The organism is Arthrobacter cavernae, from assembly GCF_017368795.1.
Classification (GTDB): domain Bacteria; phylum Actinomycetota; class Actinomycetes; order Actinomycetales; family Micrococcaceae; genus Arthrobacter; species Arthrobacter cavernae.
The window spans coordinates 1-23692 of record NZ_JAFNLL010000018.1; the positions used below are offsets into that span (position 1 = coordinate 1).

Sequence of the window (23692 nt, forward strand, 5' to 3'; positions counted from 1 at the left end):
GCCACGGACGACACGGTGGCCGTCAAGCCGCCCAGAAGCGAGGGACTGCCGTCGTTTCCGGCGTCGGCGGTGGCCGGTGCGGCGGAAAGTGCCATCCAGGCGGCGGCGCCGGCGCCGGCAATAAACACGGAGCGGAGAACATGCCGGGCGCGCGGAAACCTGCGCACTTCGTTCATTCTCGACACCCCCTAGAGCCGTGAGACCGATGGTCGTCTACATCCTACGACTTGATTAATCAATTAGTCCACAGCCGGGGCAACAGCACCGCGCCCTTGTCACGGTCCCGGGGCCCCGGTCTGCAGCCAGCACTCCGGCTCCGCCGCGCCGACGAGCTCATTAAGTCCCTGTCCGGACGCCCCTGGCGGACCTGCTTGGTGTCGCTACGGCTCGAACTGGCAGCAGATGCCCCTTGATTCGGTTTTTGAGGTCATCTGGCGCCAGTTCGCGCTCCTGGTCCGGTCAATTGCGGTGCAGGTGGTCGTACTGGACGGCGTGGCGTACGGGGGCGTTGGGCGCGCCGTAGCCTCCGTAGTTGCCCCGGCGTTCCACCATTTCGAAGAACACGCTGCCCACGGTGGCGGTGTAGAAGTGGAGGAATTCCCCGTCGGCGTCCCGGTCGTACAGGAGGTTGAGCTCCTTGAGGGTGGCCAGGAATCCCGGTTCGAGGTCGAAGCGGGCGTCCAGGTCCTCGTAGTAGTTGGCCGGAATCTGCAGGAACTCAAGGCCGCGGTCCCGTGCGGACCGCGCCGTTGCCACGAGATCATCCACGGCGAAGGCGATGTGTTCCTGGTAGCTCTTGCGTGCGCTTTGCGCCTGCTGTGCCGATGCCTGCTGCGCAGGTGCCAGGTTCAGTACGAGTCGCACGGCACCATCCGTCGTCTGCATGACCTGCGAGCGGACCAGGCCGCTGGGGCTGGGGACCTCGGCGAAGGGCTGCGGTTCCAGGGCCAGGGCGCTGGTGTAGAAGAGGACTGCTTCGTCGAAGTGCTGCCATGGCTGGGCCAGATTTACGTGGTCAATGACCGCACGATTCCCCGAACCCGGGTGTTCCAGACCCTCACCGAACTCGTGCGTCCAGGCGGCGGTGCCGTCCGGGCTGCCCTGGCACAGGAAGATCTCGGTGGAGTCCGGGGCGCAAATGCCTTGGAAGACTTCCTCGTCCGCCTGCACGCGGCGCTGGACCACCGGCGCCTTGAGTTGCTGGGCGCGGGCGGAGGCAATCACTGGCGAATCGACGTCGAACCCCAAAGCGGCGATAGCCGGTTCCGAGTGCGACGCCGCTTGCTCGTTGATGATCACGCGAGCCTGCCCCATGGTCCAGAGCTGGACGTCCTTGGTGCGGTGGCGGCCTTCGAACCCGAAGCCGAGCTGGCCCAGCAGCTTCTCGAGCCGGGCGGTATCATCGGCCTTGACCTCGGCGAAGTTGAAGCCTGCCGGTTCGCTCACCTTGGGCAGCGTGGCCAGTTCCATGGGATAACGACGGCGGGAGGCAGGAACGCTGCCGGCTGCGGCTTCGGCGGAGGTGCTTTCGAGCCACTTGGCGCTCTGCTCCTCCAGCCAGATCAGCGAGCGCATGGCATCCACGGCCGTGCGCTCCACATCGGACTGCCGGAAGACGTCGTTGAAGACCTCCAGGGAGACCGGGCCCGTGTAGCCGGCGCGGACCACGTGGCCCATGAACTTGGCGAGCTCGAACTGGCCCTCGCCCGGGAAGACGCGGTAGTGGCGGCTCCAGGAGAGGACGTCCATGGAGAGCTTGGGGGCGTCGGCAACCTGGACGAAGAAGATCTTGTCCGCGTTGAAGTCCTCGATGGGCGCGGTGTCCCAGTCGCGGGACAGGATGTGGAAGGAGTCCAGGCACGTGCCGAGGTTGGGGTGGTCCACCATCTCCACCAGGCGGTGGGCGTGCTCGTAGTCGTTGACGTGCTTGCCCCAGGCCAGGGCCTCGTAAGCAACCTTGACGCCGTGCTCGCCGGCAAGCGCCGCGAGCTGGGCCAGCTGCGAGGCCCGGAGTTCGTCGTCGTCAATCGTGGCCGTGGCGACGTTGGAGCAGACCAGGATGGTGTCCATGCCCAGGCGGGACATCAGCTTGAACTTGGCCTCGGCGCGCCGGAGGTTCGCCTTGAGCAGCTCCGCGGTGACGCCGTCGAAATCGCGGAACGGCTGGTAGAGATCCAGGCCGAGGCCGAGGTCGGCGGCCATGGCGCGCACGTCTTCGGGGCTCAGCGGCGAGGTGACGAGGTCCTGCTCGAAGATTTCGATGCCGTCGAAGCCTGCAATGGCGCAGGCCTGCATCTTCTCCTTCAGCGTCCCGGACAGGCAGACGGTGGCGATTCCGGTGCGCATCAGCGGCCCACCGTCGCCAGCGCATCTTCGGCACTGGATTCTTCGGCGTCCACCAGTTCCAGGAAGTGAGCGCGCATGCGGTCCGGATCGGCGTCGCGTCCGGTGAAGAGGCGGAAGGCGTCGGCGGCCTGGCCCACTGCCATGCGTCCGCCGTCGAGCACCCGGCAGCCCTTGACGCGGGCCCCGCGGACCAATTCCGTTTCGATGGGGCGGTAGACGATGTCCGCCACCCAGTGGCGCGGCTCCACCAGGGCGATGTCCAGGGGCAGTCCGGGGTGTGCCGCCATGCCCACGGGGGTGCAGTGCACCAGGCCGTCGGCCAGCGGCATCAGCTGCGGCAGCTCCGCCGTCGTGCGTGCCGTGACAGTGGCACCGGGGAACAGCCCGGCGAGTTCCGCCGCCCGTTCGGCGCAGCGTGCCGGGTCCATGTCCACAAGGTCCAGGGCCTTCACCCCGGCGGTCAGGAGCGCATACGCGACGGCGGATCCGGCACCGCCGGCTCCCAGCTGCACCACGCGGTCCAGGGCCGCCCCCGGGAGGCCCGCCGCGAAGGCGGAGCCGAAGCCGGAGAAGTCGGTGTTGTGGCCGATGAAGCGGCCGTCCCGGATCAGGACCGTGTTGACGGCGCCCAGGCGGCGGGCGTCGTCGGAGATTTCGTGCAGGTGGTCCAGGACCAGCTGCTTGCACGGGTGGGTGATGTTCAGCCCGTTGAAGCCCAGCTGCCGGGCGGCCAGGAGGAGATCCCCCACGGCGGCGGCGGGCAGGGCGAGCTCCAGCAGGTCGATGGGGCGATAGAGGAAACGCAAACCCTGGACGTCGGCCTCGCGTTCGTGCATGGGTGGCGTCAGCGACGGCGTGACGCCCTCGCCGATGAGGCCCACCAGCACGGACTCAGCTCGGTTACTCATCCTAAAGCTCCTTTGACTTCAGCACGCGGGGCCTGGACGCCAAGGGCGCCGGGGGCTGGCCGGGTGTTTGATTTAGATTGTTGTGAAGGTTCATATTCCGCAGCAGCGTTCTTATTGCGAACGCTTGCGCTTCGCTTACCGCTGCGGCAGGCGCGCCGCGAGTTCAGCCGCGGCCTCCTGGAGCAAGGGCACATGGGCCACGAGTGCTTCCATGCTGAGCCGGAACACCGGCACGGCCGTGGCGAGCGAGGCGAAGGCGTGACCCTGCGCATTCACCACCGGAACAGCCACGGCGCGCATGCCCAGCTCGTTCTCCTGGTCCATGACCGCATAGCCCTGGCGCCGGACCTGTTCGATCTCAGCGCGGAAGGCGTCGCGGCTGGTGATGGAGAACTCGGTGAGCGGCTCGAGCTCGAGCTCCTCCACCAGGCGGTGCCGTTCGGTGTCGTCAGCGAAGGCGACCAGGGCCTTGCCCACCGAGGTGGTGTGCAGAGCGCCGAGGTGTCCAGGATCGCTGGTAATGCGGAAGGTCTGCGGGCCATCCACCTTGTTGACAGTGAGGTGGTGGTCGCCGTCGCGCACGGACAGGATGGTGGCCTCGCCGGTGCGCGCGGTGACGCGCTGCAGGACCGGCAATGCGGTGGCGGCGAAGCCGTGGTGATTGGAGACCCGCTGGCCAAGCTGGAAGACACGCAGGCCCAGGTGGTACCGCCGGCCGTCCGGCTCGTAGTCAACAAAGCCGTCGCGCGTCAGGGAGCCCAGCAGGCGGTAGGTGGTGCTGAACGGCAGCCCGGCATTCCGCGCCAGCTCGGAAGCACTGGCCCCCTTCGGCTCGTTGCCCAGCAACACCAGCAGCCCCAGCGCCTTGCCCACCATGTCGGTTTTTGTGTCCTCTTTCACATCCATAGGCTAAATACTCCCACATTGTGAGAGCTATTTCTAGATCGTGAACAAAATCTTGACAGTGATCGCACTCACAGCCATAATTTCTGTATTACGCAAGTAGCTCTCACCATGCGGCTACGCATCGGACTGACCGGCGGCACCCACGGGCCGGCACCACCCAGGATTCATCCCGCGACACCGTCGTCACACGAAGGAACCCCATGAGCCACACCCAGCCGTCCACGGTCCCGGGCACCGCAGCCCCGGCAGGGACACCCAAGAAGGCCGCGCTTGCCAGCTTCCTCGGCAGCGCCGTCGAGTACTACGACTTCTTCATCTTCGGTTCGGCCGCCGCGCTGATCTTCCCGCACGTCTTCTTCCCCAGCGCAGACGCCAACGCGGCCATCATGTCCTTCGCCACCTTCGGCTTCGCCTATGTGGCCCGCCCGGTAGGCGCGGTCATCCTGGGGCACTTCGGCGACCGCATCGGCCGGCAGAAGGTCCTCATGTTCACCCTGCTGCTCATGGGCGCCGCCACCTTTGTGATCGGCTGCCTCCCCGATTTCAAGACCATCGGCTGGTGGGCCCCCATCCTGCTGGTGCTTGCCCGGCTCTGCCAGGGCCTCTCGGCCGCCGGCGAACAGGCCGGCGCCTCCTCGATGACCCTTGAACACGCCCCGGACAACCGCCGCTCCTTCTTCACGTCCTGGACCCTCACCGGCACCCAGGGCGGCCAGGTCCTCGCCGCCCTGGTCTTCATCCCCGTTGTCGCACTCCCTGACGAGATCAAGTACGGCATCGGCTGGCGCATCCCGTTCTGGCTGAGCGCAGTGGTGGTGCTGGTGGCGTTCTTCATCCGCCGCACCCTGCACGAGCCGCCCGCGTTCGCCGAGGCCAAGAAGCACAACCAGATCTCCAAGCTGCCCGTCGCCGACCTCCTGAAGCTGCACTGGCGCGACGTCCTCCGCGTGGTCTGCTGCGCCTTCATCGCCGCCGTCAGCACGGTCTTCGGCACGCTCGCCATCAAGTACGCCAAGGACGTGGCGCATGTAGACAGCACCATCACGCTGTGGCTCGTGGTGGTGGCCAACATCGTGGCCCTCGGCACGCAGCCGCTCTTCGGCACCCTCGCTGACCGGATCGGCCGCAAGCCCGTCTTCATCTACGGCGCCCTGGCCAGCGCCGTCATGACTCCGGTGTTCCTGCTCACCCTCGAGTCCGGCATGGTCCCGCTGATGTTCCTAGTGTCCGTGGTGTACTTCGCCTTCGGCTATGCCGCCGCCAACGCCGTGTGGCCGTCCTTCTACGGCGAAATGTTCAGCACCCGGGTCCGTTTCTCCGGCCTGGCCATCGGCACGCAGCTCGGCTTCCTCATGGCCGGCTTCGCCCCGGCGATCGTCACGGCCATCGGCGGCACCAAGCCCGGCGGCTGGATCCAGATCTCCATCTTCACCGCCGTCATCTGCGTCATCGCAGCGGTATCGGCATCAACGGCCCGCGAATCCAGCAAGACCCCGACGGCGGAGCTCGGGCTGAAGTAGCCCCCGCCGCGCGGTAGGCACTGCGCTCCAGCCCAGTTGCTTTCTCCGCTGCGCAGAGGAGCCCGGCATGTTCCGCGACATGCCGGGCTCTTCTGCTGCCCGGCGGCGGGTGCTGGCCGGAGCAACTGGGCAGGAGCGTCGCGTTTAGCCGTCGCCCGGACCGGCAGCGCTGGCAAGGTCCTTGGCCGTGGCGATGACCTCCTCCACGCGCCGCGGGCGGCGTACACCGGGAGCGACGGCGGCAACCAGTCGGTTCGGCGGTGTCTCGTCCGTGATCGGCACCAGGCGGATGTTGGCACCGAGGTAGTTGGGCACCATTCCCGGCCATACGTGGGTGACGCTGCAAGCCTGCCCGCTGGCCACGATGCCGCGGATGGTTTCCGCCACCACGCTCCGCCACCGTACCCTCGGCTCCACGCCGGCCGCCCGGAACATCGAGATCACCCGCTCGGCGCTGGGCGGCACATCCAGGAGGATCACATCCTCCTGGGCAAGGTCGGCGAACCGCAGCGAGTCCCGGGCTGCCAGCGGATGCGTGGCCGCCAGCATGAAATGAGGACGTGACTCCGTCAGGACCAGAAGGTCCACGTCCGCCACGGCCTGCAGCGAATACACCAGGGCCAGGTCCAGGGTCCCGTCCGCCACGGCATGCTGCAGCTCCTCAGCCGGGCCTTCCACGAACTCCAGCCGGATGTCCGGCCAGCGGCGGGAGATCCTCCCGAGCAATTGAGGGATGATTCTTGGCGAAATGGCCGTCATGCAGCCGATGGCCACGCGTCCGCGCATCTGGTCCCGGCCGTCATTGAGGGCGGCCGGGAGCTCCGCGGCCTCCGCGAGGATCCGCCGTGCCCGGGTTCCCAGCTCCTGGCCTGCGGCAGTGGGCGCCACCTTTTTTGAGCGAGTCCTGATGAGCAGATCCATGCCGAGGGACTTCTCCAGCTGGGCAATGGCCATGGACGCGCCCGCCTGCGAGATGTTGCTCTGCTTCGCGGCCTCCGTCAGCGAGCCATGCTCAAGAACGGCCACGAAGTACTCAAGCTGGCGCAGTGTGAATTCGCCCATAACTCCTACTGATGATCATCCTATGATTGATTGATTATACAAATATTGTGGTGGGCGCCACTATGGAGAAAAGCCGTCCATCGAAGGAATCCCATGAGCGCCAACCTCCACCCGTACGTCGTCACCCTCGGCACCGCCGGCGGTCCCCGCTGGTGGGAAGCCGCCGAGGCGAGCGAGCGCAGCGGGATCGCGACGGCCGTCGTCGTCGGGGATGCCTTCTACGTGGTGGACTTCGGGCAGGGCGCCGGCCGCCGGCTCAGCCAGTCCGGGCTCAAGCTCAAGGACATGCGGGCTCTCTTCATCACCCACCTGCACTCGGACCACGTCTACGACCTCGCCGGCCTCGGCATCTTCGGGCTCTACGCCTTCCAGGACCGGACGGAGAACCCCGTCCGCATCATCGGCCCGGGAAACCGCGGTGAACTGCCCCCGGTGTCGCCCCGCGCCGTCGTCGCCCCAGCGCCTCTGGCGCCGGAATGCCCGACGCCGGGTACCCGCGAAATGTTCGAAAAGCTCATGGCCGCCCATGCAACGGACCTCAACGACCGCATCTTGGACAGCCTCAAGCCGAGTCCGCTGGACGTGTTCCGCGCCGAGGACATCACCATCCCGGCTTCCTCCGGCTACCACCCCAACGCCAGCCCGACTCCTGCCATGGAGCCATTCGAGGTCTACAAGGACGAGCTGGTCACCGTGACCGCCATCCTCGTGGAACATCCGCCTGTGGCTCCGGCCTTCGCCTTCCGCTTCGACACCGCCGAAGGCTCGGTGACCATCTCCGGCGACACCTGCTTCACGCAGAACCTCGTGACCTTGGCCCAGGGCACCGATCTGCTGCTTCACGAGGCAATCGACTTCGACTGGGTGGAATCGCTCTACGCGGACAAGGCTGACGAGGCCTCCAGGGCAGCCCGGGACCACCACTACAAGTCCCACACCAGTGTCCGCGACGCCGCCAAAGCCGCAGAGGCCGCCGGCGCACGACAGCTCGCACTGCACCACTTGGTCCCCGGCTCGGCCGCGGACCGCATCTGGGAAGAGGCAGCCGAGCACTTCGAAGGCCGCTTCATTCTGCCCCGCGACCTGGACGTCATTCCGTTCGCTCGCGCCAACTGACACCCGCGTTCATACTTCAAAGGAGAGGACCAACGTGAACCCCGTTTCAAGCGACACCATCACCCCAGTTCCGCACCACACCGGCAGCGCCGCCGGCATTGCGGGCCCCACAGAGGCGCCAAGCGAGGCAGCCCTTCAGGCGGCGAACCAGTCCCTGAATACCAAGGACATGCGGCGCATCCTGGCCTCCAGCTTCGTGGGCAGCGCCATTGAGTACTACGACTTCATGCTGTACGCCACGGCAGCGAGCCTGGTGTTCAACAAGGTCTTCTTCGCCAACCTTGGACCGGGCTTCGCGCTCTTCGCCTCCTTCGCCACCCTGGCCGTCGGTTATGTCGCGCGTCCGCTGGGCGGCATTGTCTTTGGCCATTTCGGTGACCGGCTGGGCCGGAAGAAGATGCTTGTCCTGTCCATGCTGATCATGGGCGTGGGCACCACGTTCATCGGGCTGCTGCCTACCACTGCACAGATCGGCATCGCGGCTCCGGTGGCCCTGGTGGTTCTCCGTCTCGTCCAGGGGGTCGCCGTGGGCGGCGAATGGGGCGGCGCAGCGCTCATGGCAATCGAGCATGCGCCCATGAAGCATCGCGGCTTCGCAGCCGCTTTCGCCAACGCCGGCGGACCGGCCGGGGCAGTTCTTGGCGCCTTGGCTCTCTCGTTGTTCGCCGCCACGTCCGGCGAGGACTTCCTGGTGTGGGGCTGGCGCGTGCCGTTCCTGATCAGCGCGGTGCTGATCGCCGTCGGGCTCGTCATCAGGCTCAAGGTCTCGGAGACGCCCGCCTTCCAGAAACTGGAGGCCGCCGGCGAAAAGAAAAAGGTGCCGCTGGTGGACGTCCTGCGGAACAACCCCCGCGCCGTCCTCCTGGGCTTGACAGCAACCACCGCCTTCTACGTTTGCCAGGCCATGACCACGGTGTGGGGCGTGTCCGTGGCCGTGGACAACGGCGCCGACAAGAACGGTGTGTTAAACCTCAAGGCCGGGGCCGCCTTGTTGACCTTGGTGGTCTGCTTCTACTCGGCACGGTTGAGCGACCGGCTCGGCCGCAAGCCCGTACTGATCGCCGGCTCCCTCCTCGGCGCGGCGCTGGCCTACCCCATCCTGATGCTGATCAACAACGGCACGATCTGGGGCTTCGGCCTGGCGATTGTCCTCGGGAACGGGCTGGTTCAGGGGCTCATCTACGGACCGATTGCCGCATACGTGGCCGAACAGTTCCCTACGCGCAACCGCTACACCGGAGCCTCGCTGGCCTACCAGGGCGCCTCGATGCTGGGGGCCGGTTTCACGCCCATGATCGTGGCCGGGCTGAGCCTCGCCACCGGAGGAGGCATCTGGCTGATCGGCGTGTTCTGGATCGCCGTCATGCTCGCCGCCGTGGTGGCCGTCCGTGCAACCGCGGAAGGGACCCGGCGCGAACTGGACTGAGCATCCGCCCCGCTGACCATGCGAAGCCCGGCGTGTTTTCACGACACGCCGGGCTTTCGTGCGTCCGGAGCCGGTGGCGGGGAAGGAACGACGGCGGGATCGGCACCGGCCGCCATCCAGAACAGACTCCGAAACACGGCAACCCGCAGAACTAACCGGACTCTAACCGCAGCGAAATACCATGGCAACATTGCCGCGCCACACTGGAATGGCCGGCAAGTGCAGGCACCAGCTCCCGCTCAGGAGGTCACGATGCTAAAGGAAGTCCACAGCCACCCAACACGTATCCGCGCCATTGCCCAGCTCCACCGGGGCGACGAGATCGAGGCCCGCCTCTCCGTGGGACCCGCCTACGATGACGTGGTCATCCGCAAGGGCAGGGTCCAGGAGACGGCACCCGGAATCGGCGTCGTCTGGATCATGGACCACGCCTCGGGCATGCGCAAAGCCATCAATACCGACGAATGCAGCGTGTGGCGGGTCGCCTGAATCCCGGCTTGACCCTCGACGCCCGCTCAGCCGCCGGCCACGGACTGGATGATCAACACCTCCTGGCCCGCCGCAACTTCCGTATCCAGACCCAACAGCTGCCGGACCTCGTCGCCGTTCACGTAAATATTCACGTAGCGGCGGAGCGCACCGGTTTCATCCCGCAAGCGCCGGGCCAGCACCGGGTAATCCCCGGTCACCGAGTCCAGCAACCGTCCAATGGTCACAGCCCCGTCGGCGGACGCAGTCAGATAGGACTGTCCGCCGACGAGAGGCTGCAGGACGCCCGGCAGAAGGACCGTGAAGTCAGCCACGACGGGCCCTATCCGGGCACCGGGGCGCTGACGGCAAAATCGCCGACGACAGCCGCCCGGACGCACAAGACGTCCGGCAGGTGTGAGGCCACTTCGGTGAACGTCTCGCCCTCGTCGGCACTGGCGTAGACGGTGCCGCCCCGGGTCCCGAAGTACACGCCGGCGGGTTCCGCTGCATCCACCGAGGCCGCATCGCGCAGCACGCTGTTGTATTCGTGCTCCGGCAGGCCGGTGTCCAGCCGCTTCCAGGAGTTGCCGGCGTCGTCCGTCCGGTGCACGGCGAGCCGCCCGTCCGGCGGGATCCTCTCGCCGTCGGCCTTCAGTGGGACCACCCACGCGGTGCCGGCCCGCCGCGGGTGCGTGAGCATGACGAAGCCGAAGTCCGCCGGCAGCCCCTCGGCAATGGAGTCCCAGTTCTCGCCGTTGTCGTCCGTGCGGTACACGCCGTGGTGGTTCTGCGCGTAGAGACGGCCCCCGACGGCGGCATCCGCCGCGATCTTGTGGACGCACTGGCCGAACTCGGGATTGGGGTCGGGCATGAAGTAGGCCGAGATGCCCTTGTTGCGGGGCTCCCAGGAGGTGCCGCCGTCGAGCGATCTGTAGACGCCGCCCGTGCTCATGGCGACATGGACCTGCTCGCCGGAAGGGTCCAGCACGATCGAGTGGGCGGCCGCGCCGCCGTAACCGGCGCCCCACTCGCTGCGGTGCGGGTGGTCCCACAATCCTCGGTTCAGCTCGAAGTGCTCGCCGCCGTCGGTGGATTTCCACACTGAAATCGGCTCGCCTCCGGCCCAGACGACGCCGGGGCGGGACTCGGCGTCGGGGTGGATCTGCCAGATGCGCTCCAGCGCGGCGTCGGTGCCCTCGGGAAACTTGATGGCGCCCTGTTCGGGCTCGGTCCAGGTGGCGCCCAGGTCATCGGAGTGGGCGACGGTGGGCCCCCAGTGTTCGGAGCGCACCCCTACCATGATCCTGGTCCGGCCGTCCCGCGTGTCGATTCCGATGCTGGGGATTTCGCTCATCAGGAAGTGCGGGCCGGAGAGGGACCATTCTTTGCGGTCTGTGCTGCGTGCCAGCCACAGTCCTTTTTTGGTCCCGATCGCTAAGACATAACTCTCTGCGGTAGCCATGAACCCCATGCAACCACGCACGCCCGGGAGCCGCAACGGTTTTGGGGCAAGGCCCGCCACCGGCACCTGCCGAGGCCGGGATACCCGGTGTCGTTTTCAGAAGCCGTGTGCACAAATGTCAGGACTCATCTGCACAGGGCTTCCCGGTCCGTATGCGGAGTCGTCGTCGCTTCCGGCCCAGACAAGACCGCCTCCAGGGCAGGGCATCACCTCGAACGCCAGCCCATCACGCTGGGCCCGCAGGTGGCGCCCGTCATCCTCGACCACTTCCCAGCCCGCCTCTGGGAGCGCTGCACGATAGTGCTGCAACACATCGACGTCTTCTGAAAGCACGAACTGGCGGAGACAGCCGCCGACACCACTTGTGCCGCCACCGCTGAAATAGCCGATGTGCTCGATGGAATCGAACGCCCGCTGGGACTCACGCTCTGCAGTGGCCATGGGCTCACCCGAGCCCTCGATCACGCATTGCGGAGAGGAGCCGAACTGCATCTCAATCCGCTGCCCCAGTGCCAAGGGGGTGACAGCAAACATCCCGAGCAGCATGAGGACCGGGAGGGCCACGGCCGTCAGCCGCATCCACAGTCGTGGCGAGAGCACCAAGCCGATCACGGCAACCACCGCGACCAGACCGAGCGCCAGTCCGGAGGGGCCGACCGTCAACCCCCAGGCGAGCCCCTCGAACGCGGTACCGGTGACATCGCCGTACACTCTCATGAATCCGTGGTGAACCAGCACGGCCAGCACCGCCAGTGCTGCCTCAACGGCGAGCAGCACCGCAGCAGTGACGACTCGGCCTGTGACGGGCATGGTTCAGTCCACGAACTCCGACTGCGTCTCGATGAAGTCCCAGTCGGCCTCCGTGAGGATGCCCGTGACGTCGTCGGGATGCGGCCCGCCGGCTTCGGCGATGTGCTGGATCACCTGCAGCGGCAGTTCCTTTGCCCGCAGGTTGTCCCGCAGCCATTCCTTGCTCTCGATGTTGATATCCAGCCACCACATGAAGATTTCCATGCCGGACCACCCCTTCTCCTCGGATTAAAGGTAGGCCCGCGCGCGGACGTCTACAAGGGCATGCGTCGGAGCCCAACGCGCTTTCCGCAGGAGCAGGTCCGCGGCCTGTTCAAGGACCCCCGGGCCGCGCCACAATGAAGTATGTCTCCGGAAAGTTTCAGCGGCCCGGTTCCCTTGGTGGTGGGTGTCCTGCCCGGCCAGCACGTCGAGGTACTGAAGACCGCGCGCATCCTTGCTGAGGGGCTGGGAACGCCCATGGTCTGCGCCTACGTGGACGAGGCCAGCTATCTGGTGGAATGGGATCCGTCCAGGGAAACCCACCGCATGTCCCTGCATCCCGAAAAGGCCGACGCCGATATTGAGGCTGTCCGCGACGAGCTGGCCGCGTTCATCAAGACCGCCCTGCTCGGGAGCCCCGCGGAGTGGACCGTGCGGCTCCTTGCCGGTGATCCAGCCCGCGCGCTCGGCCGGCTGGCCGCGGATGTCCATGCCTCCATGATCATCGTCGGCACGCCGGAGCCCGGGCTGGGGCACCGGATCTCCGAGGCGCTGAACGGTTCGGTGGCCTCCTGGCTGAGCCACCACCAGCACACGCCGGTGCTCATCGTGCCGCCGGCCAAACAGGGCAAGAGCTGAGCGGGCCGAAGTTTATTCATGCCGGCGCAGCCGTGCCATCCTTGTTCCCACCAGCCGGCAAACCGGGCCTTGCACACGCCCCCGAAAAAGTAAAGTCAAAATACTTATTCGAGGTGCTGGCCAAGGTCCCGATCGGCCCGTAGAGTATTTACAGCAGGCAAGCAAAGCACCTGCCCAAAGGCCGCTCTGGAGTGCATATCCCCCAATAATGCACTCCGGAGCTCTTTGTTTAAGCGACAGCCTTGGGGGTACCGGCTACCCGGCCACAACCCAGATGGCCGCTGCCGCGACGGGGCCGAGGTCGGCGTCGTGATCGCTGCCCTGCCGCCGGATGGTGGTGACGTCCGTGTAGGGCCGCCGCTCCCGGACCGTCAGCCGGACATCCGGCGCCAAACCCAGCTCGGTGAAGTAGCGCAGCATCTCCGGATCGTCGTCGGAAATGCGCGTGATGACCACCTCTGACTCCGGCCCGGCGTCGGAGAGCAGGATGCCCTGCGGGAGGTGCGGCTTGCCATCCGCCGAAGGGATCGGATCGCCATGCGGATCACGCGTGGGATGGCCGAGATGGTCGTCAATCCTGGCGATCAGGAAATCCGAGACGGCGTGCTCCAGGATTTCCGCTTCGTCGTGCACTTCGTCCCACCCGTAGCCAAGGACCTGCACCAGGAAAGTCTCCAGAAGACGGTGCCTGCGGACCATCGCCACGGCATGCTCGCGGCCCTCGGCCGTCAGTTCGATGCTGCCGTAGGGTGCGTGCGTGACCAGGCCCTGCTTGGCCAGCTTCTTGATGCCGTCTGACGCCGTGGAGGGCCGGACACCCAGCCGCTCCGCCATCACACTCACCGTGATCGGCGTGGAAGACCACTCGGTGGCGTTCCAGATCAGCTTGAGGTAGTCCTGGGCAGCGTGGCTTAAATCCGAAACGGGCATATCCGATGATATCAAGCGAAAGCGGAATGTTAGACTTGCCTAACAATTAAGTTAGGCCCAGTGAACAGTGTTGTTTCAGGAGGAGCCGTGGCCAAATTTCCTGTACAGGACGGGGCCGCACGGGCCGGATCGGCCCTGCCTGGATCCGCCCAGTCCGGATCGGTCCTGCCCAGCAGGCGCTCGATGATTTCGGGCGCCGCGGCACTGGCCGCGCTCCCCGCCTTCACGGCCTTTCATGACCACAGCGGCGGCGGCACCCCACCGGCGTCGGGAGTTTCGCCGTCGGGCACACCGGCGTCGGGCACCGCCCTGAGCAACCATGCTGGCCCGGGCAACCATGCCGGCCACGCGGGCTTCGCCGGCGGGTCGGTGCCGCCGGACCGCGCCGGCATCGACCCCACCGCGATCCTGCGGGACTTCGACCGCGGCAGGACCAGCACCCTGCCGGACGGGCGCACGCTGCGCGAGTGGGACATCGTCGCGGTGGACAAGGACTTTGAAATCGCGCCCGGGATCACGTTCCCGGGCTGGACCTACAACGGCAGGATCCCGGGCCCCACGCTCTGGGCCCGCGAGGGCGACGCGCTGCGGATCCACTTCACCAACGCCGGAGCCCACCCGCACACCATGCACTTCCACGGCATCCACCGGGCCGAAATGGACGGCACGCCGGGGATCGGCGCCGGCTCGATCGCCCCGGGCCAGAGCTTCACTTACGAGTTCGACGCCACCCCGTTCGGCACGCACCTGTACCACTGCCACCAGTCACCGCTGGCGCCGCACATCGCCAAGGGCCTCTACGGCGGCTTCATCATCGAGCCACGCGAGGGGCGCCCTACGGCCGACGACGAGATGGTCATGGTGATGAACGGCTACAACACGGACGGCGGGGACGACAACGAGTTCTACTCCGTCAACGGCCTGCCGTTCCACTTCATGGACTTCCCCGTGCAGGTGAAGCAGAACGCCCTGGTGCGGATCCACCTCATCAACATCCTGGAATACGACCCCATCAATTCCTTCCATATCCACGGCAACTTCTTCTACTACTACCCCACCGGCACCATGCTCACGCCCAGCGAATACACGGACACCATCTCGCAGGTGCAGGGCCAGCGCGGCATCGTGGAAATCCGCTTCCCCTATCCGGGCAAGTACATGTTCCACGCCCACAAGACCGAGTTTGCGGAGCTCGGCTGGATGGGCTTCTTCGAGGTGGAGCCGGCATGAGCCCCGACGACATGAACACCGAGAAAACGACGACGGCGGCCGCCTCCACGCGCCGTCCGGCGCCGCGGCGGCTGGGGCAGCGCTGGCTGCTCGGGCTGGGACCGCTTGCCCTGATCGCCATCCTCCTGGGGCTCTTCACCCTCTTGAGCGGGCCGGGGCTGGGGAAACTCGGCGCGGGGGTCCCGCCCAAGGAAGCGGCCGTCGTCGAGAACGTCCGCCTCACGCCCGGGCAGATCGAACTCACGGTCCGCAACGAAGGACCGGACCCGGTCTCGATCGCCCAGGTGAACGTCTCGGACTACTACGCGGCCTTCACCCAGACGCGGGAGACCATGGCGCCGCTCGAATCGAGCACCATCACGGTCAGCTACCACTGGGTGGACGGCGATCCCTACGAGATCGCCCTGGTGACATCCAACGGCGGCAAGATCCTGGCCGCCATCGACGCCGCATCCCCCAGCCCGGAGCGCGGCACCTCGTTCTTCGGTCTCATGGCCTTGCTCGGCGTCTATGTGGGCGTCATCCCGGTGGCGATGGGCATGCTGTGGATGCCGTTCGTCCGCCGCTCCCCCCCGGTGTGGGTGCAGCTGCTGCTCGGCGTCACCGTGGGCCTGCTGGTCTTCCTGGCGTTCGACGCCACCCTGGAAGGCATGGAAATCGTCGCGGACAACAGCTCATTCGGTGGGCCGTTGCTGGTGCTCCTGGGTGCCTTCGTGGCCTACCTCCTGCTGGAGGGCACGGACGCGTGGATGCGGAGGCGGCAGGGCGCCGGCATCGCTGGACAGCGCGGGGCGGGCGCTTCGGGCATCCCCGCACGGCCCGCTGCGGGCGTTTCGCAGGCGCTGCCGCCGCGGCGGCTCGCGCTGCTGATCGCGATCGGCATCGGGCTGCACAACCTGGGTGAGGGCCTGGCCATCGGCTCGGCCTATGCGGTGGGCTCCCTGGCGCTCGGAGCCACGCTGATAGTCGGCTTCGCCATCCACAACACCACCGAGGGGCTGGCCATCGTCACCCCGCTGGCCAAGCAGCCGCCCGGCCTTGGCCGCCTGGCCTTGCTGGGGCTGATCGCAGGATCGCCAGCCATTGCCGGCGCACTGATCGGCGCCACGGTCTACCAGCCGAGCATTTCGGCCTTCCTGCTGGGCGTGGGCGCCGGGGCCGTGGCCCAGGTGGCCGTCAAGATCCTGCCACTGCTCCGGGGCACGAAAAGCGGTGACAAGGAGGGCGGCGACAAGGCCGGGCGCACGCTGACGCCGGTGACTAGCGCCGGCATCATCCTCGGCATGCTGGTGATGTTCGCGACCGGACTGCTGGTCCAGACGTAGCCAGGAGTCCTAGGCTGGACACATGACCAGGGTTCGCGTAAACGGGGTCGATCTCTACTATGAGGAACGCGGTAACGGGGTGCCGATCCTCGGCATTCACGGAACCCCGAGTTCGGCCGTGCTCTGGGAGGACGCGGCCGTGGAACTCGCCAAGCACGGCAGGTGCATCACCTATGACCGCAGAGGCTTCCACCGCAGCGCGCCCCCTGTTTCCTTCGATCGCATCGATCTGCTTGAGCACGTCGACGACGCCGCCGCGCTCCTTGCGTCGCTGCATGCCGGCCCAGCGGTGGTCATCGGCCGCAGCACCGGCGGCGAAATCGCCCTCGGCTTCGCACACCACTTTCCGGACAAAGTGAAAGCCCTTGTCCTGCTGGAGCCTGCCCTGTTTACGATCGATCCGGATGCCGCAGCCTGGGCCAGTGAGCTGCGCCGGAGGGTCCTGATGAAGTCGGGAGCGGACCCCTCGTCGGCAGCCGAAACGGTGGTGCGCGATGCGCTCGGCGACGAGACCTGGGAGTCCTTTCCGGACGAGCTGAAAGCCATGTTCTCCGGGACAAGCCCCGCGGTTCTGGCGGAGATGCGGGGCCACGGCCTGGACCTCAGCGAGGATCCGCTCGATCTCGGCGAAGACGAGCTCGCCGGCATACGCCGGCCCACGCTGATCATTTCCGCTGAGGATTCTCCGGCGGCCTGCCGGCTGGTCAACGCCCGGCTGTCCGGCGCCCTGCCCTACACCGAAACCGTGTTTGTCCCGGGCGGGCACCTCATCAATCCTGCCCACCCTGCAGTCCTGGCCTTCATCGACCGGATCACGGCGCGTCCGTCGTCCTGGGAACAGTCCTGAAAAAATACCCCCAGGGGGTACTTGCTTTAATACCCCCAGGGGGTATACCTTGGTGGCATGAGCACGGTAGATCTGAGCATCACAGCCCCAGCCATCGACGTCGAGCATGAAGTCCACGCCCGGCACGGCTACTCCGCCAACAAGGACGCCTACCTGCGTCGCCTGAAGCGCATTGAGGGGCAGGTCCGCGGCATTGCGCGCATGGTGGAGGACGACAAATACTGCATCGACATCCTCACGCAGGTCGCGGCCGTCACCAAGGCCCTGCATGCCGTCAGCCTCGGGCTCGTTGAGGAGCACATCGGCCACTGCGTGGTCGGCGCTGCCTCCGAGCCGGATCCCGGTGCACGTGCCGAACAGATCGACGCCAAGGTCAAGGAGGCCACCGATGCCATCGGGCGCCTGCTGCGGTAATCCCGCCACCTCATACCACACCATCCAACTCACCACCAAGGAGCACGCCATGAGCCAGACCATCCAGACCAACGTCAACGTTTCCGGCATGACCTGCGGCCACTGCGTTTCCAGCGTGAGCGAAGAACTTGAGGCCCTGGCCGGCGTGGAAGACGTCGCCGTGGACCTGAACCCCGGCGGCATCTCCACAGTGACCATCACGTCCACGCAGCAGCTCTCGCCGTCGGAAATTGGCGAAGCCGTTGCCGAAGCCGGCTACCTCGTGGTGGCCAACGAAGCCTAGGAGTTCCCTTGGACAAGCAGGACATACTCCAACAGCCCGGAACCCGGGTCATTGAGCTCGACATCGAGGGCATGACTTGCGCCTCCTGTGTCAGCCGCGTGGAGCGAAAACTGGGCAAACTCGACGGCGTCGAAGCCCTGGTCAACCTCCCCCTGGAATCAGCCCACGTCACCGTCCCGGCAGCCATCACAGACCAACAAATCGTGGACACAGTCAACGCCACAGGCTACAAAGCAACAGTCCGTGAGACACCAGCGCCACACACTCTCCACGCCCACCACGACGCCGGCCACGGGCACGCCCACGACGGCCCGGCGATAAACAGTGGTGAGATGCGGCACGAGCTCGGACAGGGAGATTTGCGGCAGCATGCGTCTAAGCGAGGCACGAGCGAGCATGCCGAGCAAATGTCCCTGTCCGAACGGACCGAACACGACACCACGCACGGTAACCACATGCAGCACGGCCCCGCCGCCGCCAAACTCCGCCCGCGCCTGATCGTCGCAGCCGTACTGACTGTCCCGGTCGTCCTGATCTCGATGATCCCCGCTTTACAGTTCCCGCACTGGGGCTGGATGGCGGCGGCCTTGGCGTTGCCGGTGGTCAGCTGGGCGGCCTGGCCGTTCCACCGGGCCGCAGCCATCAACGCCCGCCACTTTGCGTCCACCATGGACACACTGGTCTCCATCGGCGTGCTGGCAGCCTACTTGTATTCGGCCTGGCAGCTCTTCGCAAACCCGATGATGACCGAACACCCCGGCATGGAGTCCATGGAGGGAGTGGGCGGCGGGCTCTACTTCGAGGTGGCCGCCGTGGTCACCACGTTCCTGCTCCTGGGCCGCTACCTTGAGGCCAATGCGAAGGCCAAGGCCGGCGATGCCCTCAGGGCCCTGCTGAGCCTGGGCGCCAAGGATGCCACGGTCCTGGTCGGCGGCGTGGAGCACAAGATTCCAGCCGAGCAGCTCCAGGTGGGCGACGTCTTCGTGGTCCGCCCGGGTGAGAAGATCGCCACCGACGGCGTGGTCACGCACGGCGCGTCCGCCGTCGACACCTCGCTGGTAACCGGCGAATCGGTGCCGGTGGAGGTCGGACCGGACAGTCCGGTCACCGGCGCCACGATCAACACCTCCGGACGGCTGCTGGTCCGCGCCACGCGGGTCGGCGCCGACACCACGCTGGCGCATATGGGCCGGCTGGTCAGCCAGGCGCAGACCGGCAAGGCGCCCATTGCACGGCTCGCGGACAGGATCAGTGCGGTCTTCGTGCCGGTGGTCCTGGTGATCGCGGTCCTCACCTTTGTGCTGTGGCTCGTGTTCACCGGCGAGCTGAACGCCGCGTTCACTGCCGCCGTCGCGGTCCTGGTCATCGCCTGCCCCTGCGCCCTGGGACTCGCGACGCCCGTGGGCCTGCTGACCGGCACGGGCCGCGGCGCCCAGCTGGGCATCCTCATCAAGGGCCCGCAGGTCCTCGAGGACACCCGCAGCGTGAACACGATCCTGCTGGACAAGACGGGCACGGTGACCAGCGGCAAGCTCGCCGTGGACCACACCCTGGCCCTGAACGGGCACTCCGACACCACCGTCCTCACCTTGGCTGGCGCGGTCGAGGCCGCGTCCGAGCACCCCATCGCCCACGCGATCGCCGCCGCGGCGAAGGCAGGACTGCCCGACGCCGCCACCCTTCCGGGCGTGGATGGCTTCACGTCCGCTCCTGGCGGCGGAGTCCGCGGCACTGTGGTGCTGGACGGCACCGCCCGCACGGTGGTCGTCGGGCGGTCCGGCTGGCTCGAACAGAACGGGGTCGCCCCCAACGCCGCCCAGCAGGGCACTCTCGCGGCCCAGGAAAACGGCGGAGCAACTGCCATCTGGGTGGCCGTGGACGGCCAGGCTGCCGGAATCGTGAGCCTGCGCGACACCATCAAGCCCGGCTCCGCGGCTGCGATCGCCAGGCTCAAGGAGCTCGGCATCCGCCCCATGCTGCTGACCGGGGACAACGCCGCCGTGGCCGCCCAGGTGGCTGCCGCCGTCGGGATCGCGCCGGGAGACGTGCTGGCCGGAGTCCTGCCGGAAGGCAAAGTGGAGGCCGTGCGGAAACTGCAGCAGCAGGGCGCCATCGTGGCCATGGCCGGCGACGGCGTCAACGACGCCGCTGCCCTGGCGCAGTCGGATCTGGGCATCGCCATGGGATCTGGCACGGATGTGGCCATCGAGGCCGCGGACCTGACCGTCATGGGCAGTGATCTGGGGCAGCTGGTCCAGGCCATCGAGTTGTCCCGGGAGACGCTGCGGACCATCAAGACGAACCTGTTCTGGGCGTTCTTCTACAACGCGGTCGGCATCCCGGTGGCGGCCCTGGGCCTGCTCAACCCGATGATCGCCGGCGCCGCCATGGCCGCGAGCTCGGTCCTGGTGGTGGCAAACTCCCTGCGGCTGCGCTCCTTCGGCAAGTAGCCGCTGGCTGGCGGGGGGCGCTACGCAGTACCGAAGCGGACGGCCGCCCGGGCCCGGGCCTTGGCGGCCTCCTCTTCGCGATTCCGCGCCGGCGCATGCGTCACCAGCGAATCCAGGAGGTGCTGGGTGATGTGTGCGATCTCGTGCACCGCCTCCGCGAAAGCCTCTTCATTGGCTTTGGACGGCCTGGTGGTTCCGCTGATCTTGCGCACGTATTGCAGCGCGGCGGCCTCCACCTCGGCGCTGGTGGCGTGCGGCTCGAAGTTATGCAAGGTCCGGATATTGCGGCACATACAACCATGCTAGCCATGGGCAGTGCTGCATGGGGAGGCGTCCCCATGCAGCACTGCCCCGGAATTCCGATAGTTTCATGTCAAACTCTGGAGCCAGTTCAAATGGCAGGGCCCGGCCTCAGTCGGCGGCCGGCACCCTGGGCAGGGGTTCGACGTCGTTCGCGTGGTCCAGCGCGGCGGCCACCGCCACGGCGCCTGGCTCGGACTCGTTGCGGCGGGCACCGCGCAGTTCATCGATGCGGACCAGGATCACGCCGGCAACGATGAGTCCGCCGCCCATCAGCTGGATGGGGCCGGGCAGCTCGCCCAGGAGCAGCCACGCCCACACCACCGCGAAGAGCACTTCGGTCAGGGAGACAAAGGACGCCACCTTGGAACCGAGACTGCGGGCCGCCATGATTCCCGTGACGTAGGCCAGCACGGTGGAGGGGACCACCAGCCCCGCCAGGGAAAGCCACCATGGGGTGGTCCAGGGGCCCAAGCTGGTGTCGGCGGTGTTGAAAGTCATGGGCAGCAGGCCCGTGAGGCCGGCGACCCAGATGACCACGGCTCCCACCAGGAGCCCGCCGGCCGCCATGACCAGCGGCGGGAGGGTGTCGTTCTCCTTGGCCGTGATAAAGAAGTAGATCACCAGGCACACTGCGGCGGCCATGCCCCAGAGCACGCCAACGAAGTCCACCTTGACGGCACCGGTGAGGTCGAGGACCAGCACAAGACCGCCCAGGGAAAGCAGGGCGCCGGCCGCGGTGAGGGCCCTCGGCCGGCGCCGGCTGGCCAACCACAGCCAGAGCACGATCATCACGGGCGCCAGGTACTCCAAGAGCAGCGCCACGCCCACGGACAGCCGGGACACAGCGTTGAAGTAGAAAAGCTGGCAGCCAGCCACGCCGATCACGCCGAAAAGCGTGATGGTCAGCCAGTTGTCCTTGAGCTGGTGCCAGCGCCCGCGGAGAACCAAGACGGCGGGAATCGCCAGGATCAGCGCCGCGACGCTCAGGCGCAGGGCCACTGCAGCACCGGGGGTCCATCCGGTTTCAAGCAGGGATTTGGCAAACGATCCGGACAATCCGAAGACGGCGCAAGAGAACAAGGCAACGCCGAGGCCCGAGGCCATGAATCCTGCCGAATCAGCCGGGGTCTTTGCAGCTGACACAGCAGCCTCCTGTCAGGAGTAAAGTTAGATGTTGGTCATGACAATACCCCCGAATGATGTAAGGAGTCAAAGTGCTATTTGCGCCTGACACCGAGGTGGCCCTCCGCAGCGTCGTCAATCTGATCAACACCGCTGCGAACGGCGAAGACTCCCTCCGGACGCCGGCCGATCTGGACGCTTTCCTGGACGCCGAGGAATTCACCGGCACACGGGCCGGAAACGAGGCGGAACTGCGCAGCGTCAAGCGCCTGCGGAGCCTGCTGGCCTCGTTGTGGTCGGCCGACGAAAGCACTGCCGCCAAGACCGTGAACCAACTGCTCACCGAGGCCAGGGCGCTCCCCCAGCTGGTCAAACACGATCACTGGGACTGGCACCTGCACGCCACCATGCCGGAGGCGCCCCTAGCCGACCGCATGGGCACCGAGGCCGCCATGGCGATCATCGACGTCATCCGCAGCAAGGAGATGGACCGCATGCGGGTGTGTGCGGCGGACGACTGCGACGCCGTCGTGCTGGACCTCAGCCGCAACCGCTCCAAGCGCTACTGCGACACTGGGAACTGCGCCAACCGGGCGCACGTCGCAGCGTACCGGGCACGCAAGGCGGCCAGCGCGGAATAGCCGCGTCCCGGCGTCGTCGTTCCAACCCAACGCTCTCTCACCTTTGGTGCCGTTTCGGCAAACGCTCTCTCACCTTTGGGGCGAAACAGCGCAACGCTCTCTCACTTTGGGGCGCGAACGCAGCCCGCGGGATAAAGATCTGAGAGAGCGTTCCGGAAAAACGGCCCGAAGCTGAGAGAGCGTTTGGGGAGCCCGGAGGCGGGGGAAGCGGCGGAAGGTTAGCGGTCGCCGTCGGGAGTGTCGGTCTCGCCGTCGACGGCGGGAGGTGCGGACGGACCGGCAGCGGAACCGTGGCCGTGGCCCGGCTTCCGGGAGCTCAGGTTGACGCCCGAACCCTGGCCGAGGTGCTCGGCGTTTTCCTTGTGGCTCATGGACAGCATCGCGGCGACTACCAGGCTGACGATGAAGGCGATGCCTGCGCCCGTGAAGGCGAGGTCGAAGCGCGGGGCGCGGGCACTGCCGCCGGAGGCGAAGATCAGCACGGCGAAGAAGGCCAGCACTCCCCAGAATGCGGAGAACATGAGTGGTCCCTTGACCGAGGTCCGCATCTTGCGCGGTTCTCCTGGTGTCTGGTTTGCCACGGTCATTCCTCCAATGATGGCGGGCCTGTTCGGCTCCCCGCCGGTCCTAATGTTCTACAAGGAGTAGAACGTGCTGCTACTAGTTTACGGCCTCGGGCGCCGGGGTCCGCCCATCGTGCCGCAGCGTCAGGCCGGACAGCATCCACAGCACGCCGGAAATGATCGCGCCGCCGCCGGCAACACCCAGCAGCGCGTGCGCGCCGAGGCTGATGAAGAACGGCAGGGCCGCTGCCGTGCCGACGCCGATGACACCGGAAACCAGCCAGTCGCGGGCCAGGACGTGCCGGCCGCGGCGGCGCAGTCCCTGGACCAATTCCGCAATGCCGAGCACCAGGAGCCCCAGCAGTGCCGAAACCGCGACGCCGGCGTCCGACTGGGTGGCCAGGGCACCAATCCCGGCGATCGCCGCCACGGCGGACACCGCCGTCGGGAGGCTCCTGGACAGGAATACGGCGGCTGAGGTGGCCAGCAGATAGAGGCCGACGGCCCATGCCAGCACGTGCACCGAGGGCTGGCCCCAGAAAATCGTCACCGCACCGAATACGAGCGCGATGCCCGCGCGCAGCAGCACGGGCTTCCAGAGCTCGGCGGCTGCAGGCATGGATGAAGGCGCAGAAGAAGCGGGGAGAGTCACGGCTCCAGTTTAGCGATCAGACCTCCCACCTTTCGCAAGCTCAGGCCGGACCCCTCGGGTCCTCT

Annotated in this window: 25 protein-coding genes; 12 read left to right on the plus strand and 13 right to left on the minus strand. The window is 66.9% G+C overall.

What is annotated here, in order from left to right; translation table 11 throughout:
• Positions 1–459: 459 nt before the first annotated feature.
• From J1902_RS09275 to J1902_RS09285, 3 genes are all read right to left on the minus strand, one after another.
• On the minus strand, positions 460–2346 hold the full coding sequence (locus J1902_RS09275; RefSeq protein ID WP_207615970.1) for a bifunctional sugar phosphate isomerase/epimerase/4-hydroxyphenylpyruvate dioxygenase family protein: 1887 nt from the start codon (positions 2344–2346) through the stop codon (positions 460–462).
• Positions 2346–3254: a shikimate dehydrogenase gene (locus tag J1902_RS09280; protein ID WP_207615971.1), complete on the minus strand. Its 909-nt coding sequence runs from the start codon at positions 3252–3254 to the stop codon at positions 2346–2348. The genes J1902_RS09275 and J1902_RS09280 overlap by 1 nt, the downstream gene beginning before the upstream one ends.
• Before the next feature lie 135 nt (positions 3255–3389).
• Entirely contained in the window at positions 3390–4160 is a 771-nt protein-coding gene (locus tag J1902_RS09285) for an IclR family transcriptional regulator (protein ID WP_207615972.1), read from the minus strand.
• A 200-nt stretch (positions 4161–4360) separates the two neighbouring features.
• Here J1902_RS09285 and J1902_RS09290 point away from each other — a divergent pair, with 200 nt between their 5' ends.
• Positions 4361–5680, plus strand: a complete 1320-nt coding sequence (locus J1902_RS09290; protein WP_207615973.1) for an MFS transporter — start codon at positions 4361–4363, stop codon at positions 5678–5680.
• A 144-nt stretch (positions 5681–5824) separates the two neighbouring features.
• Here J1902_RS09290 and J1902_RS09295 read toward each other — a convergent pair whose 3' ends face one another.
• A complete protein-coding gene (locus tag J1902_RS09295) occupies positions 5825–6742 on the minus strand; it encodes a LysR substrate-binding domain-containing protein (RefSeq protein WP_207615974.1) in 918 nt (305 codons plus the stop codon).
• Positions 6743–6835: 93 nt separating this feature from the next.
• Here J1902_RS09295 and J1902_RS09300 point away from each other — a divergent pair, with 93 nt between their 5' ends.
• From J1902_RS09300 to J1902_RS09310, 3 genes are all read left to right on the plus strand, one after another.
• A complete protein-coding gene (locus J1902_RS09300) occupies positions 6836–7858 on the plus strand; it encodes an MBL fold metallo-hydrolase (protein WP_207615975.1) in 1023 nt (340 codons plus the stop codon).
• Between the two features lie 34 nt (positions 7859–7892).
• Entirely contained in the window at positions 7893–9284 is a 1392-nt protein-coding gene (locus J1902_RS09305; protein ID WP_307794408.1) for an MFS transporter, read from the plus strand.
• Between the two features lie 252 nt (positions 9285–9536).
• Positions 9537–9773 (plus strand): hypothetical protein, encoded by a 237-nt coding sequence (locus J1902_RS09310; protein ID WP_207615976.1) that lies wholly within the window; start codon positions 9537–9539, stop codon positions 9771–9773.
• A 26-nt stretch (positions 9774–9799) separates the two neighbouring features.
• Here the strand turns inward: J1902_RS09310 and J1902_RS09315 are convergent, their stop codons facing one another.
• From J1902_RS09315 to J1902_RS09330, 4 genes are all read right to left on the minus strand, one after another.
• Positions 9800–10087, minus strand: coding sequence for a MoaD/ThiS family protein (locus J1902_RS09315; RefSeq protein WP_207615977.1), 288 nt, complete (start codon positions 10085–10087; stop codon positions 9800–9802).
• Positions 10088–10095: 8 nt separating this feature from the next.
• Positions 10096–11226, minus strand: a complete 1131-nt coding sequence (locus tag J1902_RS09320) for a WD40/YVTN/BNR-like repeat-containing protein (RefSeq protein ID WP_207615978.1) — start codon at positions 11224–11226, stop codon at positions 10096–10098.
• Between the two features lie 87 nt (positions 11227–11313).
• Positions 11314–12027 (minus strand): hypothetical protein, encoded by a 714-nt coding sequence (locus J1902_RS09325; protein WP_207615979.1) that lies wholly within the window; start codon positions 12025–12027, stop codon positions 11314–11316.
• A gap of 3 nt (positions 12028–12030) precedes the next feature.
• Positions 12031–12231 carry a hypothetical protein gene (locus J1902_RS09330; protein ID WP_207615980.1) on the minus strand — a complete coding sequence of 67 codons (201 nt, stop codon included), beginning with the start codon at positions 12229–12231 and terminating at the stop codon, positions 12031–12033.
• Between the two features lie 141 nt (positions 12232–12372).
• On the opposite strand from J1902_RS09330, the gene J1902_RS09335 reads away from it, so the two are divergent.
• Positions 12373–12867, plus strand: a complete 495-nt coding sequence (locus J1902_RS09335; RefSeq protein WP_207615981.1) for a universal stress protein — start codon at positions 12373–12375, stop codon at positions 12865–12867.
• 255 nt (positions 12868–13122) lie between these two features.
• On the opposite strand, the gene J1902_RS09340 is transcribed toward J1902_RS09335, so the two are convergent.
• On the minus strand, positions 13123–13797 hold the full coding sequence (locus J1902_RS09340) for a metal-dependent transcriptional regulator (RefSeq protein ID WP_207615982.1): 675 nt from the start codon (positions 13795–13797) through the stop codon (positions 13123–13125).
• 87 nt (positions 13798–13884) lie between these two features.
• Between J1902_RS09340 and J1902_RS09345 the strand changes: the two genes are divergently transcribed.
• The 6 genes from J1902_RS09345 (at position 13885) to J1902_RS09370 (ending at position 20346) form a co-directional block, all read left to right on the plus strand.
• Positions 13885–15027 (plus strand): multicopper oxidase domain-containing protein, encoded by a 1143-nt coding sequence (locus J1902_RS09345; protein WP_307794409.1) that lies wholly within the window; start codon positions 13885–13887, stop codon positions 15025–15027.
• Complete coding sequence (locus J1902_RS09350; protein WP_207615983.1) at positions 15024–16352, plus strand: ZIP family metal transporter; 1329 nt, start codon at positions 15024–15026, stop codon at positions 16350–16352. Before J1902_RS09345 ends, J1902_RS09350 begins: the two co-directional genes overlap by 4 nt.
• A 22-nt stretch (positions 16353–16374) precedes the next feature.
• On the plus strand, positions 16375–17199 hold the full coding sequence (locus J1902_RS09355) for an alpha/beta fold hydrolase (protein ID WP_207615984.1): 825 nt from the start codon (positions 16375–16377) through the stop codon (positions 17197–17199).
• A gap of 57 nt (positions 17200–17256) precedes the next feature.
• A complete protein-coding gene (locus tag J1902_RS09360) occupies positions 17257–17613 on the plus strand; it encodes a metal-sensitive transcriptional regulator (protein WP_207615985.1) in 357 nt (118 codons plus the stop codon).
• 49 nt (positions 17614–17662) lie between these two features.
• On the plus strand, positions 17663–17896 hold the full coding sequence (locus J1902_RS09365) for a heavy-metal-associated domain-containing protein (protein WP_242701812.1): 234 nt from the start codon (positions 17663–17665) through the stop codon (positions 17894–17896).
• 71 nt (positions 17897–17967) lie between these two features.
• The gene (locus tag J1902_RS09370) at positions 17968–20346 is read left to right on the plus strand and encodes a heavy metal translocating P-type ATPase (protein WP_372434450.1); all 2379 of its coding nucleotides are present in this window, start codon (positions 17968–17970) and stop codon (positions 20344–20346) included.
• 20 nt (positions 20347–20366) lie between these two features.
• Here the strand turns inward: J1902_RS09370 and J1902_RS09375 are convergent, their stop codons facing one another.
• Together J1902_RS09375 and J1902_RS09380 are read right to left on the minus strand one after the other, a co-directional pair.
• Positions 20367–20639, minus strand: a complete 273-nt coding sequence (locus tag J1902_RS09375) for a DUF2277 domain-containing protein (RefSeq protein WP_207615988.1) — start codon at positions 20637–20639, stop codon at positions 20367–20369.
• A 118-nt stretch (positions 20640–20757) separates the two neighbouring features.
• Complete coding sequence (locus J1902_RS09380) at positions 20758–21792, minus strand: EamA family transporter (protein ID WP_307794410.1); 1035 nt, start codon at positions 21790–21792, stop codon at positions 20758–20760.
• 71 nt (positions 21793–21863) lie between these two features.
• Between J1902_RS09380 and J1902_RS09385 the strand changes: the two genes are divergently transcribed.
• Entirely contained in the window at positions 21864–22412 is a 549-nt protein-coding gene (locus tag J1902_RS09385) for a CGNR zinc finger domain-containing protein (RefSeq protein WP_207615989.1), read from the plus strand.
• 218 nt (positions 22413–22630) lie between these two features.
• Here J1902_RS09385 and J1902_RS09390 read toward each other — a convergent pair whose 3' ends face one another.
• On the minus strand, positions 22631–22999 hold the full coding sequence (locus J1902_RS09390) for a hypothetical protein (protein WP_207615990.1): 369 nt from the start codon (positions 22997–22999) through the stop codon (positions 22631–22633).
• 73 nt (positions 23000–23072) lie between these two features.
• On the minus strand, positions 23073–23627 hold the full coding sequence (locus J1902_RS09395; RefSeq protein ID WP_307794411.1) for a DUF308 domain-containing protein: 555 nt from the start codon (positions 23625–23627) through the stop codon (positions 23073–23075).
• Positions 23628–23692 lie beyond the last annotated feature (65 nt).